Source organism: Pseudomonas sp. GL-RE-29, from assembly GCF_019947275.1.
GTDB lineage: Bacteria > Pseudomonadota > Gammaproteobacteria > Pseudomonadales > Pseudomonadaceae > Aquipseudomonas > Aquipseudomonas fluorescens_A.
This window is the reverse complement of record NZ_JAGYGD010000045.1, coordinates 33,246-46,895: the sequence shown is the minus strand read 5'-3', so window position 1 is coordinate 46,895 and position 13,650 is coordinate 33,246. Positions and strand designations below refer to the sequence as shown.

The 13,650-nt window shown below is 54.4% G+C and carries 9 protein-coding genes and 2 pseudogenes; 1 reads left to right on the top strand and 10 read right to left on the bottom strand.

The annotated features are described in order from the left end of the window. Positions 1-65 precede the first annotated feature (65 nt). From KGB21_RS26735 to KGB21_RS26695, 10 genes and pseudogenes are all read right to left on the bottom strand, one after another. Complete coding sequence (locus tag KGB21_RS26735) at positions 66-536, bottom strand: SMI1/KNR4 family protein (RefSeq protein WP_223507225.1); 471 nt, start codon at positions 534-536, stop codon at positions 66-68. Positions 537-539: 3 nt separating this feature from the next. Continuing rightward, a pseudogene (locus KGB21_RS29705) lies at positions 540-824 on the bottom strand (HNH/ENDO VII family nuclease); the annotation flags it as partial. 96 nt (positions 825-920) lie between these two features. Next, positions 921-2,654, bottom strand: a pseudogene (locus tag KGB21_RS26730) (RHS repeat-associated core domain-containing protein); the annotation flags it as partial. A gap of 375 nt (positions 2,655-3,029) precedes the next feature. Next, entirely contained in the window at positions 3,030-3,641 is a 612-nt protein-coding gene (locus KGB21_RS26725) for a DUF1963 domain-containing protein (protein WP_223507224.1), read from the bottom strand. Positions 3,642-3,648: 7 nt separating this feature from the next. Then, positions 3,649-7,875, bottom strand: a complete 4,227-nt coding sequence (locus KGB21_RS26720; RefSeq protein WP_223507223.1) for an RHS repeat-associated core domain-containing protein — start codon at positions 7,873-7,875, stop codon at positions 3,649-3,651. Positions 7,876-7,880: 5 nt separating this feature from the next. Continuing rightward, positions 7,881-8,348, bottom strand: coding sequence for a DcrB-related protein (locus KGB21_RS26715; protein ID WP_034150995.1), 468 nt, complete (start codon positions 8,346-8,348; stop codon positions 7,881-7,883). Positions 8,349-8,383: 35 nt separating this feature from the next. Next, positions 8,384-8,965 (bottom strand): hypothetical protein, encoded by a 582-nt coding sequence (locus KGB21_RS26710; RefSeq protein WP_034150994.1) that lies wholly within the window; start codon positions 8,963-8,965, stop codon positions 8,384-8,386. A gap of 12 nt (positions 8,966-8,977) precedes the next feature. Next, entirely contained in the window at positions 8,978-10,831 is a 1,854-nt protein-coding gene (tssI, locus tag KGB21_RS26705) for a type VI secretion system tip protein TssI/VgrG (RefSeq protein ID WP_223507222.1), read from the bottom strand. 55 nt (positions 10,832-10,886) lie between these two features. Then, positions 10,887-11,615, bottom strand: coding sequence for a hypothetical protein (locus KGB21_RS26700; RefSeq protein ID WP_223507221.1), 729 nt, complete (start codon positions 11,613-11,615; stop codon positions 10,887-10,889). A 9-nt stretch (positions 11,616-11,624) separates the two neighbouring features. After that, positions 11,625-12,635: a hypothetical protein gene (locus KGB21_RS26695; protein WP_223507220.1), complete on the bottom strand. Its 1,011-nt coding sequence runs from the start codon at positions 12,633-12,635 to the stop codon at positions 11,625-11,627. A 450-nt stretch (positions 12,636-13,085) separates the two neighbouring features. On the opposite strand from KGB21_RS26695, the gene KGB21_RS26690 reads away from it, so the two are divergent. Continuing rightward, complete coding sequence (locus tag KGB21_RS26690; RefSeq protein ID WP_223507219.1) at positions 13,086-13,403, top strand: hypothetical protein; 318 nt, start codon at positions 13,086-13,088, stop codon at positions 13,401-13,403. The last annotated feature ends 247 nt before the right edge of the window (positions 13,404-13,650 follow it).

Below are 13,650 nucleotides of genomic sequence, written 5' to 3'. Positions count from 1 at the left end.
CTACCCACCCCCAAAAGCCCCCCTACCGTCATACCAGATAACCTACACGTCACTCGTCCGCAGCATTAAAGATCTTTAATAGCCTGCCTGACAGAGGCACAAAAAAAATCTTCAAAACTTTTGCAAATGACATTTTTATCACCATCTCTTTTAAATGAAAGCTCCGTCTCCACCACTACAGGCTCTCCTGCCTCTCCAATTATAGAAGTATCAATTGAATATATAGGACCATACCCTGAAGACTTAATAACGATCATTCCATTATCGGCATCACCAAGAGATCGTGCGTTTTTTGTAGCAAATAAAACGCTAGGAATTGCGGTTGCGGCCAACCCGCTCTTAGTAACCCCATAGTACGTCTCACCGGCAAATGACAAAGCACCAAACTTCTTAAGAAACAGCTTGTACGAATTCGGAAAACCAACTCCCAGTTCTTTTTCGAACTCAGATATCATGGAGTCACTAGCGCCACCTGCATATGCAGGATCTTCACCAGACGCATTAATCTCAGCCTCAATCATATCAATATAGCTCATACTTCAGACTCCGAAATCCAATGATCTTTCCTTCCAGTAACTTTTTTTCCATGTATTAAACGGCCCACGATTCATACTCTTGGGGGCGCTATTATAAAGCCGCCTAACACCATCCGACCCAACCCAACTTTTATCCCACTGATTAGAGTACATATGCAGCACTCGATCATTTTTTGAGTGAAAACTGCTGAGAATTTCTGCCATTGAGCCAGGCTCGTCCTGGGTAAGGTGGTGGAGATTCACTTCGCTTCCGTCTTTTCCTATTGGCGCATCCCCTTTGCTCATCCTTTGAACGTTTGTCCTTCCCAAATCATCAACGTAGTTCGGATCAAAAATATCATTTCTTTGGTACACCTTTCGACCGGCTACGTTTTTAGCAGCCCAGCAGCTCCACCCCAATGGATCGGTCCAACTACCTGTGTTCGGAGCATAGCGATACAGGTTAAACCCGCCAGATAACCCAATCGGATCCTGCGTAACAAACCGCCCCACCTCCGGATCGTAATACCGAAACGTGTTGTAGTGCAGCCCCGTCTCGTCGTCAAAATACTGCCCCTGAAACCTCAGGTTCTGCTCGACGTCATTGACCGTCAGCTTCTCAACCGAGCCCCACGCCTTGTACGTCGCCTGCCAGACAATGCTCCCGTCCGCGTCCGTCAGCTCCAGCGGCGTACCAATCTGGTCGGTATGGAAGTAGTAAAGCTTCTGCTCTTCCCCTTCTGCCTGATCGACGCGCGCTAAAGGCGCATAGCTGCCCGGTTCGTACACGTACAGACTGCTCTGCCCCGGACGCTCTTCGCGCAGCATCCGCAGGCCTTGCCACAAGAAGTGCTTATGCTCGGTCTTGCCGTTGACCTCGGAAACCTTAGCAACTCGCCGCCCGAGACTGTCGTATCGATACGCACCGGTACTTTGCAACTTGCCATTGACCAGCGTCTCGGCCCGCACCAACCGATTTTCACAGTCATAAACAAACGTCTGCAGTTTGCCCATGCCGCTGCGTTTCTCAATCAGGTTGCCCCACGCATCGTAGGCATATTCCTGATCCCGCCAGCGTTTGAGGCGGTTGTCTTTGACGTGGTCGAACTGGCTGGTGTTGAAGTTCAGCCGGTTCGCTGCGGCGTCGTAGCGGAACTCTTCGCTGTCGACAAGCTTTCCGGTGTCGCGGCTGTGCAGTTGGCCGTTGGCTTCGTATTCGTACTTGATCTCGCCGCGCAGTTTGTCGAGGGTGCGGGTCAACTCGCCGGCCGGGTCGTACTGGTGACGGCGGTGGATCGGGTTGTAGGCGTGTTCCACCAGCAGGTCGGGCTGGATGTCGGGATTGTGGATGCGCGAGAGTTTTTCCGCTGGCAGGCGCGAGGCGAACTGCCAGCTCTTGCGGCCCATGGCGTCGTAGCCGAAGCAGCTGGTGAGTTCGCCCTGGGTACGCAGGACTTCGCGGTGCAGGTCGTCGCGCTCGATGTCGCTGATCAGCTGACCGTCGAGGTTGAGTTGGTGCAGGTGGCCGCTGCCGTAATACAGGTGATTGAGGTGTTGACCGGTGGGCAACGTCAGGGTGGTGAGGTTGCTCAGTGGATCGTAGTCGTAGGACAAGGCGCCTTGCGCCGTGGTCTCCTGAATCAGACGGCCGAGCAGATCGTAGGAAAACTCGAGCGTTTCTTCACTGACGCCGATTTGCTTGCCCTGCGCGGTCGGCAGACGCTGGATCGACAGCAGCCGATCACCATCGTCATACACGTAATCCTGACGGGCGTCGGCATTGAGCTTGGCCAGCAGCCGGCCAATGCTATCGCGCTCGAATTCGGTGCGCCGTTGTGGTCGCTCGCCGCGTTCGCCGTAGCCGGTTTCGTCCACTTGCGTCAGATGCCCGCCCAGGTTGTAACTGAAGCGCCGTGTCAGGTTGTCGATGCGTTTTTCTTCGATCAACCGGTCGGACGCATCGTAGGCAAACTGGTACGCCGCGTTGTTTTCGTTGACCAATGCAGTCAGGCGAATCGCCGGGTCGTATTCGTAGCGAATGCGCTGGCCCTTGGCGTCCTGGCGGCTGCTCGGCAGCCCGCGGGCGGTGCGCAGCAGGCGCGTGGTCTGGCCCTTGCCGTCGGTGTCAGGGACTGGCTGGGGGCTGCAGGGTCTTAGCCTGTATTCTGTGCCCCCGCCACTAGGAAATGTGCTGTCCGGATTAATCTAGATTCTTAAAGAGCGGACAAACTAGCCAACTTTAAAAATCTTAAATGCGCTATTTTCGTAGTAAAATTTAAACGCTTGGCTTTGTGTGCATGCCTTCCAAAATTTCTCTGATGCCATACGACTTAACATCACCCTCATTACATGTAACTTTGAAAGTTTTACTACGCCGCACTGCTCAGAATAGAATTTTTTCAGACGCAACTTTCAACGCAAACCTACTACATTTAAACCTTGCGCAAAAGCACTCAGAGTGATTTCACGGACTATAGCCATCCTAGACCTCACGCATCGAGCTCGATTTGCTTCTCAACCTGTTTGAACAAAAAACACCCCTTCCCCGCTCCCATTTTTTTTCAAAAACAAATACCCAACTGCATCGGTGAGATAAAAAATATCTTTAAAAGGCTCTGAAAAATCTGATGAATACAGCTGACAGATAAAATCATATTCTACAGTTAAAGTCTCAGGAACGATCATTCCATGAGGGGCCGAATCTGAAAACATAGAGAAAACGGGAAATTCCTCCTCTTCTATTTGCCTATCTTTTAACTCTGCCCCCACCTCTGGAATACTATCTACAGGGCTTGTTTGAAACACACCGCCTTCACTGCGCACAACTAGAGTATATCCACTCAAAATAGATTCTAACTCTGAAGGATCTCCACTGTACGTTATACTTTCAAGAAAATAGTCAGACTTACTATAAGTCGAAAAGACGTACAACACACCTGCACCTGGCAAGCTGTTATTTTTTATATCGCCTTTAATTTTAGAGCAATCTATCGAAGCAACTAGGGTAAGAGGATCTCCATCAGGGTTAACCGGCCATGCTACGACCTCCGCTGCCTGCCCCCCAAACGTGATACCCGAAGTAACAGTACCACCATCAGAAGGAATAATTTGTTTTACTGTTATCATAATGACCTCATCCACATGTACTTAGACTGCTATGAAATTTTTTCGCCATTCTTTTTAGCTGCTTAACCCGCGAGCTAGGTACCCCACTTTTTCTAAGAGCGCCAGACGTTATATCTAGTTCTCGTTTAAGTGAAGTCGCAAACTCATTTCTGCCGAGACCTTGACTTTCACGAATTTGCGTTTCATGCCAGTGAGTACCACCAATCCCCCTAGTGTCTTTTAATGGCCCTCTAGTGTGATGGTCCAAATCAAGAGCAATAGATGGATTACCTGAAAGCCTAACGCCCTTTTCTGCAAGATTCTGTTGCACCAGATACTCGTGACGGAGAAGTTCGTGTGCCTGCAAACCATCTCCGACATGTGCTGTCCCGTTTAGTCCCCCATATGTTCCTAACTCAAAAAGCGTGGCTAGCCCCTGAGGATCTATCCAGCCTATAGCGCTGGGTGCATACTGGTACAGATTGATACCTCCGAATATCCCTATCGGATCCTGCGTTACAAACCGCCCCACCTCCGGATCGTAATACCGAAACGTGTTGTAGTGCAGCCCCGTCTCGTCGTCAAAATACTGCCCCTGAAACCTCAGGTTCTGCTCGACGGCATTAACCGTCAGCTTCTCAACCGAGCCCCACGCCTTGTACGTCGCCTGCCAGACAATCTGCCCTTCACGGTCAGTCAGCTCCAGCGGCGTACCAATCTGGTCGGTATGGAAGTAATAAAGCTTTTGCTCTTCACCTTCCGCCTGGTCAACACGCGCCAGCGGCGCATAGCTGCCCGGTTCGTAAACGTACAGACTGCTCTGCCCCGGACGCTCTTCGCGCAGCATCCGCAGGCCTTGCCACAAGAAGTGCTTATGCTCGGTCTTGCCGTTGACCTCGGAAACCTTAGCAACTCGCCGCCCGAGACTGTCGTATCGATACGCACCGGTACTTTGCAACTTGCCATTGACCAGCGTCTCGGCCCGCACCAACCGATTCTCACAGTCATAAACAAACGTCTGCAGCTTGCCCATGCCGCTGCGTTTTTCAATCAGGTTGCCCCACGCATCGTAGGCATATTCCTGATCCCGCCAACGTTTGAGGCGGTTATCTTTGACGTGGTCGAACTGGCTGGTGTTGAAGTTCAGCCGGTTCGCTGCGGCGTCGTAGCGGAATTCTTCGCTGTCGACAAGCTTTCCGGTGTCGCGGCTGTGCAGCTGGCCGTTGGCTTCGTATTCGTACTTGATCTCGCCGCGCAGTTTGTCGAGGGTGCGGGTCAACTCGCCAGCCGGGTCGTACTGGTGGCGGCGGTGGATCGGGTTGTAGGCATGCTCCACCAGCAGGTCGGGCTGGATGCCGGGGTTGTGGATGCGCGAGAGTTTTTCCGCTGGCAGGCGCGAGGCGAACTGCCAGCTCTTGCGGCCCATGGCGTCGTAGCCGAAGCAGCTGGTGAGTTCGCCCTGGGTACGCAGGACTTCGCGGTGCAGGTCATCGCGCTCGATGTCGCTGATGAGCTGGCCGTCGAGGTTGAGTTGGTGCAGGTGGCCGCTGCCGTAATACAGGTGATTGAGGTGTTGACCGGTGGGCAACGTCAGGGTGGTGAGGTTGCTCAGTGGGTCGTATTCGTAGGACAAGGCGCCTTGCGCCGTGGTCTCCTGGATCAGGCGGCCGAGCAGGTCGTAGGAAAACTCGAGCGTTTCTTCGCTGACGCCGATTTGCTTGCCCTGCGCGGTTGGCAGACGCTGGATCGACAGCAGCCGATCACCATCGTCGTACACGTAATCCTGACGGGCATCGGCATTGAGTTTGGCCAGCAGCCGGCCAATGCTGTCGCGCTCAAATTCGGTACGACGCTGTGGTCGCTCGCCGCGTTCGCCGTAGCCGGTTTCGTCGACCTGGGTCAGATGCCCGCCCAGGTTGTAGCTGAAGCGCCGTGTCAGGTTGTCGATGCGTTTTTCTTCGATCAACCGGTCAGACGCATCGTAGGCAAACTGGTACGCCGCGTTGTTTTCGTTGACCAATGCAGTCAGGCGAATCGCCGGGTCGTATTCGTAGCGAATGCGCTGGCCCTTGGCGTCCTGGCGGCTGCTCGGCAAGCCACGGGCGGTGCGCAGCAGGCGCGTGGTCTGGCCCTTGCCGTCGGTGTGCGTCAGCACCTGGCCGAGGGTGTTGTAGGTAAAGGACTCGGCGCTGCCGTCCGGGTGCTGGATGCGCAGCACTTCGCCGTCGGGTTTGCGCTCTAGCGTGGTGGTCTGCCCCAACGCGTCGGTGACAGCGACCAGGTGCTGACGTTCGTCGAAGCGATACGTGGTGGTTTTACCCGAGCAATCCTGAAAGCGCTCGACCTGGGCCAGAGTGTTCCACCACAGGTACTTGGATTTGCGGGTCGCATCGATGATGGTGTGCGGCAGGCCATCATCGCCGTTCAGGTATTCAGTGGTGTGACCGAGGGCATCGATTTCGGCGATGAGGTTGCCCTTGTCGTCGTAGCGGGCTTGCCAGGTGCTGCCGTCCGGGTAGTCCACCTGCGTGACCAGCGTAGTCAAGTGGTGATAGCGGTACTTGATCGCGCGCCCGAGCGGATCGGTCTCTTCGAGCAGGCGTGAGTATTCGTCGTACTTGAGCGTGAGCCGGTTGCCATCAGGCAATGTCAGGCCCGTCATGTTGCCGCTGTCATCGATGTCGATAACGTAGTGCTCGCCCCCGAAGTCACGGCTGGAAGTGACGCGATGATCGGCGTTGTAATGAATCTCGGCTTCACGCCCGAGCACATCGGTGATCCACGTGGTACGGGCCTTTATGTCGTAGCGGAACTGGTAACGTTCGCCATCGCTGGTCCAGTGCTCCACTACACGCTGTTGGCCGTCGAGGTGTTCCCAGCGGTAGTTGCAGGTCAGGCCCAAGGCATTGCTGTGGCTGGCCATCACGCCGTCGACGTAGCTGAAACGGCGTATTGAATCGCCGTTGCGGTTGATTACTTCATTGAGTTGGCCGTGGTCGTCGTAGCGGTACTGCACCAGCGTTTCGACGGCCTCGTTGTCGACCACGCGCCTGACATCGGTCAGGCGACCCAGCGGGTGGTCGTAATGCAGGTGCACCCGCACACCACCGGTAGCGCTGATGTCGGTGAGCGTGCCCTCGGCGGTGCGGGTGAAATGCAGGAAGTGACCCAGGGCATTTTCGATGCGTTGCAGCGGCACGGGGATGTTGTCGTCCGCGACTTCGCCGAAATAGAAGAAGGTGTTGTCGAGGGTTTGCAGCAGGTAATGGCCACCTTCGGTGCAGACCAGATGCACCTGCTCATGGGGGTTGTAGATGCGCTCCCCGGGCTGCACGTCCACGAACGGAACACTGCGGCCCTGATTGTCGGTGAGATAAACGAAAGCACCACTGCGACGCAGGCTCTGTTCCCAGGGCAAGACCCAACCCTTGCCAAGCACGCTGTCGACGCCAAGGTCGCTGGCATAGAAACGCGACCATTGAATGGGCATCAGGCCCGGGAGGCTGAAGTCGGTTTCGTCGGTGATGACCTTGCGCCCGGTGGTGGCGTCGACAGGGTTGCCGATCAGGCCACCCATCGCTCGTTCAATGACCGGTACCGCGACGTATCGCGCAGCAACCTCACCGGTGACGAAGCCGGCGGTGAACCTTAAGGCGCAGGGCATTGCGGCTTTCATACCGGCCTGAGTCCCCATCTTGAGCACATGGGCGATACCGCCCGCTGCACCGGCGACCGCCATGAGGATGTCCACTGTCGTTCGCAGCCAACCTGGAATCTCATCGTCCACTGGCAGGTAGCGATAGGTTCCGCCACCAATGAAGACATTGTCCGACCCGCTTGAGAGTGTCGCGCCACAGGTCATTTTGTCGCCCTTGCGGGCAGCCGCTGTGCCATTGATGAAGACGTTGGTCGAACCCTCCGCCACCTTTACCGGGCCGGGATGCTTGTCACAGGCGCCCGTGCTCTTTTCGACGTGGGCTGCCTTGCGACTGTTGATGAACACGTTGGGCGACGCTGTGACGATGGTCCCCGCGGGCGAGGAGAACATACTGCCGATCTTTTCCCCGGCTACGGTGAGCAGGCTACCTCCGACGCCTGCAAGTAAACCCGCCAACAAGCCCACGCCAAACCCACAGGTGAACGTCGCGATCGCCACCGTGGCAACCAGTGCTATGCCAAGCGCTGCGCCAATAAGAAACCCGCCCAACGCACTGGTGTGCGACAGTTCATCGCCAAACCTTGCGGCTTCAAACATGACCGTTACTCCTGAGCGCTGGAGTCGGTCTTGGAGTCCCCGGGCTGGCGCGGCTGAAAGCTCGCCAGCAGGTCCATCCAGTTCTGGTTCTGCTCGCTGCTGAAGTCAGCCTGGGCGGTGGTGGAAAAAATGATCGCGCGTTCAGGGGCAATCAGAAACGCTGCCTGACGCTGGTAGAAAGGTCGGCCATCAGTCATGTAATACGCATCGATTTGAACACCGTCGATCGGCGCAGTGGTCGACAGCACTACGGCTTTTTTGCCCAGTAACGTGTAGCCGCGAAGCTTGGACGCCAGCATTTTGATCTGACGATCGACGTAGGCTTTGAGCGCTTCGCCGGGCAGCAATGTGTCCCGGGAAATGGTGATGCTCAACGGCGCGGGAATACTTGCCCCCAGCACAAACATGTTAACGGTTCGATCCTGGAAACCCTGTGGCAACGCGATGCTGCCTTCCTGCAACTCATAATCCATGTGATGTAAATTCCTGAATTCAAAAAATGGGCATTTCAGCGGGCCGCGAGGCCATCGAGCATGCCGTCAAAATCAACCAGCCAGAGACTGAGCGCGGGCCGGGCCGGATCAATCTCGCAAGCGATACTCAGCCATTGCACCTCATCACGCCCGACGACCGGCACAAGCGCTCCCACCAGACGTGCATGGCGATCGGCATGGCCGCTCTTGAAATGCAGATCCGCCGACTTCGCCGCACTGCCGGCCACGCTGACATCGCGCAGACGGATGATGCGAACGTCCGGATGATCCTTGCGAAACGCCTGCACCGCAGCCTCGAAAAGTTGCTCCAGCGTCTGCCCCTGCAGCACATCACGACGCTTGATCGTCAGGCTGACCGGCTCGCCTTCATGCTCGACGGTGGTCTGGATCTCACGGAAATGGAAACCCGTCGGGAATGCCAGATTGAAACCCGCGAAGTTGAAACTGCTGGGCGTGTCTTGCAGCGCCACCACCGGCTCGGGCTCGGGTTCCGGCTCGGGCTCGATGACCGGCGCGTTGTGTTGTTCGGCGCGCGCAGCTTCTTCCTGGGCAATACGCTTTTCGGAAATGCGATCGTAGAGGCTGGTTCTGATCATGGCGCCGCTACCTCAGTCATTGACCCTGACCTCGGAGCCGGTGATCTGGGTTGTGCCGGTACTCGTAGTGGTGATCGCCTTGCCTTTGATCTCGATGCCGTCCGGCGTGAGGGTGATGCTGCTATCCCCTACCTGAAGAATGATGTGTTGCTTGGCGTTGACCTGAATGAACTGGTTGTCGACCTGAATAGTCAGCGAGCCTTCCTGGACATTCATCACCGTGTCTTTCTTGATCGTTTCGGTGTGCGTGCCACCGACTGTGATCGTGCGGTTGCTGCCGACACTGTGGGTCTCGTCGACCTCGATCTCGGTGTCCATGTTGCGCTCGGCATGCATGATGATCTGCTCGGCGCCGGCCTTGTCTTCGAAGCGGAAGAAGTTCGCTGTGCCGCCATCGCCCTTCATCGACCGGGTCAGGAAACCGCTTTGGGTCTTGTTGGCCGGCAACGACCATGGCGGCGTGTTCTGACTGTTGTAGAGGCTGCCCATGACCAGTGGGCGGTCGGGATCACCATCAAGGAAAGCCACGACCACTTCGTCGCCAACACGAGGGATCAACACGCTGCCGAAACCGCCGCTGGCACCGGATTGCGCGACTCGGACCCAGCAGGAACTCTTGTCGTTGAACTCGCCATAGCGGTCCCAGTGAAACTGCACTTTTATCCGGCCGAGTTCGTCGGTGTAGATTTCTTCACCCGGTGGGCCGACGACGATCGCGGTTTGCGGCCCGGATATGGTGGGGGTCAGCGTTTCCAGTTGAGGGCGGAATTTGATTTTCTTGCGCACGCAAACAATGCTGTTGGCGTAACCGGCCTGGCCACCCGACAGGTAATTATTGCTGCCCCGATGGGTGATGTTCATCAGCAGAAACTGTCGATCTTCGACAGAGCCATTGTCGTGCTCGTAATGTTGTACGAGTTCGAACGTGTAGCCAGGACGCATCGCTCGACAATTACTCGAACCGGAAAACGCCTTACCCCTGAGTTCCAACGCTTCAATGCGATTGCGCACCAGCACTTCGCCGTCGTCGTACGTTCCGTGGGTGTATTGCCCCATGAAATCGTAAATCTCGTATGCCGGAACATCGCCCTGCTGATTGAGGCTGTTCATACTGACTGGAAGACGGTTTTGCGGCTGGCGGTAATCAAAGGTCTGAACTGCAATTTTGCTCGACTGCAACTCCCGCACCGCATTCCAGTGGGTGATCGAATCCGCTGTTTCGGTAATGGACGCCGTATGAAAACGCACTTGGGGCTGCTCTGGTAGAGCGGGCAACTGCGTTGAATCATCCATGATGATCAACGTGTGACTATCGGCGGTGTGCTCGAAGTAAAAGAACAGCCCTTCGTGTTCCAGCAAACGCATCACGAAATGCCGGTCACTTTCTCGATACTGAGTGATGTAACTGTGAGGTTTGAGCGTGCGGTTGATGCGGAACTCGAACTTGGCCAGCCCTTCATAACGACTGAAGACCTTGGTTATCACTTGCTCGACTGTTTGGTCCTGGAATATCTGCGAGTCGTACCGTTGCTCAAGCAAACTGAGCCAGGAGCCAATCAGTGCCGAATAACGACACATCCCGCCGTCGCTGCCATTACTGCCGAAACGTAAAACATGCCCGTTGATGTAGCGACTTGCGCCGGTAGCCAGTTCGATCTCGATGGTCGCCGACTGCCCCATGGCGGTCTTGAGTTTTACGCCGGCATCATCGGACAGCAGGTCAAGCTGGAAGCCGAATTCCATCGACAAACCTTCGTGCCCGACGAACGATTCAAGCAGGAGTTCCTGGCCACTTTTGAGCGGCATGGTCAGTTTAAACAGGCGCCGGTTCTGCGCGGTAAACAGGGATGAAAGATCCATTGTCATGTGCAACTCCTGGAAATCTATATTCGGGCTACTGCCGCAATACCATCTGGCGCTGTCAGGAACCTGTCGACTGACGCCGGGAACCCATCCATTTGAACAATCGACCCAGCCACCAGCGACCGCGGGCTTCGCGAATTTCGTCGATTCTCATGAAGGTATACGGAACAGGCATGCCACGCTCTCGCAGACGAAGTGTGCGGATACCGCGGATGACGTGACGTAGCCTTACCAGCAAATACACGCACACACACGTGCCTATTAATATGGAAACCGTCCCACCACTAAACGAGCCAACAGATTTAATAAAAAGACTACCGAGCAGAGTGGCGCCGCCTATTAGCACACCACCAAGAAAACCAAAATCCTTCGCTTTGAACTCTTCTGCAGCGACTTTTCCATCCTCAATTCTGAAAGGTAAAAATGGAGATTTCGTAAAATAAATCAGCAAAAACGCGGCCACCACTATCAGCATAGGACCTGCCCCGGCAATGACTGCACCCATCGCCCCAACCTCTGAATCCTTCTTTAAAAGCAAGTAACTTAAGCTAGACAGAAGATACATAAGCGAATACAGCCCTGCACAAAGCGTTACCAACACAAAACTTGTATAACGCTCACATCGATAGGCCAAATACAAAGTTGCACCCAGCATCAAAAAAACAAGCGAAAAATACATATACCAGTAGTACGGCAACCCAGAAATTTTAAAAATTCCGGTAAATGCCACCGCAGAAAACACGAGCCACGGAAGTTTCTTAATCATGTATGCATCGGGATCAAACATTTGGCACTCTCAATTTTTCAGGCGATCCGCAATTTCTTTATCTAAACCACTATGACCCATAAACGATTGAACGGCAGTACCGGCCACCATACCGACTACAAAAACTATCACCAACGGCGCGCCCAACGAACCCGCAATAGCTGAAAAAATCAAACTCCCCGCAAACGCGGCGATGTTAGTAGGTTGGTTTTCATAAGATTTCGTATAAAACTCGTCCATCGATGTCGAACTGGTGTAGTCCATATAAGCCTGCGGCCCAATCGCCAACGCAAACCCTACCGTATTACCCGACATAAACTTCAGGCCTCGGGTCGCCCCTTCCGCGTGAAGCATTGCCCGCTGATTAAGTGCCCCTCTGGTTCCATAAGCCGGAAGATGAGCGACTTGTGCCCCTACCTGACCGAGCACCTTGTAACTTTGCGCCTGGGCAGTAATGGGCACCTCGAAGTGCAGCTGACCTGCAACCCGAATCAGTTTTATCTTGCCTCTGAAAGTTTTTTTAGCCGAGGTTGAGTTCGCTTTTCCACGATTACTGGCCCACTTGATCAATTTTTTCTTATCGGCTGGAGAGAGATCCAGCAGGTCTACAACCGATTTGGATTTTGATAACGCAGCGACGGTTGTACCGACACCGACCAACGTGCCAGGCAAGTTGGCCGAAGAAAACATCAGGGACCCAACTTCCGGGATAGCCCTGGCGGCATTCTGCAAATCTTTCAATGCTTCGATTGAAACATCCGGCGCCGAAGACAAATTGCTGATTAGCGAACGCAGTAACTGCAAGGATCCTTGCGCTTCACTCGGCGACATATCGGAGTCTGGCGAGGCCAGTTCATGGGCCAAAAACATCGCCGCATTGTAATCATTGGTCGCGTAGTAACCGGCAAAATTTGGCGGCGCGGGAAATGCCCGCGAGGCAATTTCGCTGGGAAAGGGAAGATTACCACTACCCATCAATCCGGCTTGTTGGCGCGATCCATTAGGGTTAGCCACTGTGCAGGGTAAAAATCTTTCATCCATGTTCCTTTCTCCTGATACCGCCTTACCGGATAGATCTTCGGCAAAACCGGCTCCGCGCAACAACCGACCCACCTTCCATGAGCCATGCGCCATTCAAAGGGCATAACCTCATCAACCACCACAAAAAACCGCTGTTGCGAGTTGTCTTCCCGAATCACCAACGACGGACAATGACCCGTGGCTGCGACAATCCTTTTGCCGAAAAGGTGCCGAAGAAATTCAAAAAAACAGAACTACGTCACATTTTCTTAATTCGTCATCCGGGCATGTGCGAAAGGAGACACCTATGCAACACACAGTGTCAAGCCGCTATTTTATATTCAGGAATCCATCACCTGCCGAAACCATTGAACTGGTTGAGCTTCAGAACTATCTGAGAGATACATCCCACAAGTAGTGGCAAGCAGACATCATTGTGGCAAGTAATAAAACCCACAAAAATCCGTCCCCATGGATATCGAAAAACTGAAAGAAACAGCCCTGAAGCTACGGTCGGCCATCGATGCATTGAAGGCAGTGGACCCTGCTATAGCCAAACTGGATCAAGAGTTGGCGCCCCTGATGGACCGGGCTGAACGTGATCAAATCCGCACGCCTCTGGAGTGGCGAGATATTCCTGGTCGCTTTCTGTTCACCGAAGACGGCTTGCAGCAATACGCAGAACTTGAGTTGGCTTTTGCCGAGTTTAAAATCGAACTGACAGGCGGAGAATCCCCGACGCTACTCCGACTGAAAGCCCAGATGGCTCGGTCGTCCGGAACAGACTGACAAAATCCGCGAAAAGAACGCCTACGGTATTCCCGCCACGCGCCAATGCCATCATCCCCTCCCGATTAATATTACACTTGCACTGCAATAAATCCGTAAACACCAGTCAATCCGGATGTGGGTGAACCGGTTCACCTTTTTCAAATTATTTTCATTTAAAAATTGGATCCTCGGCGTGCCTGAAACCATTGAATTAACTGGGTTTCGGAACTATCCGACAGACACATCCCACAAGTAATGGCAAGCC

Coding starts and splice junctions, on each gene's coding strand:
- KGB21_RS26735 (WP_223507225.1), bottom strand. CDS start 536: ATGAGCTATATTGATATGATTGAGGCTGAGATTAATGCGTCTGGTGAA.
- KGB21_RS26725 (WP_223507224.1), bottom strand. CDS start 3,641: ATGATAACAGTAAAACAAATTATTCCTTCTGATGGTGGTACTGTTACT.
- KGB21_RS26720 (WP_223507223.1), bottom strand. CDS start 7,875: ATGTTTGAAGCCGCAAGGTTTGGCGATGAACTGTCGCACACCAGTGCG.
- KGB21_RS26715 (WP_034150995.1), bottom strand. CDS start 8,348: ATGGATTATGAGTTGCAGGAAGGCAGCATCGCGTTGCCACAGGGTTTC.
- KGB21_RS26710 (WP_034150994.1), bottom strand. CDS start 8,965: ATGATCAGAACCAGCCTCTACGATCGCATTTCCGAAAAGCGTATTGCC.
- tssI (WP_223507222.1), bottom strand. CDS start 10,831: ATGACAATGGATCTTTCATCCCTGTTTACCGCGCAGAACCGGCGCCTG.
- KGB21_RS26700 (WP_223507221.1), bottom strand. CDS start 11,615: ATGTTTGATCCCGATGCATACATGATTAAGAAACTTCCGTGGCTCGTG.
- KGB21_RS26695 (WP_223507220.1), bottom strand. CDS start 12,635: ATGGATGAAAGATTTTTACCCTGCACAGTGGCTAACCCTAATGGATCG.
- KGB21_RS26690 (WP_223507219.1), top strand. CDS start 13,086: ATGGATATCGAAAAACTGAAAGAAACAGCCCTGAAGCTACGGTCGGCC.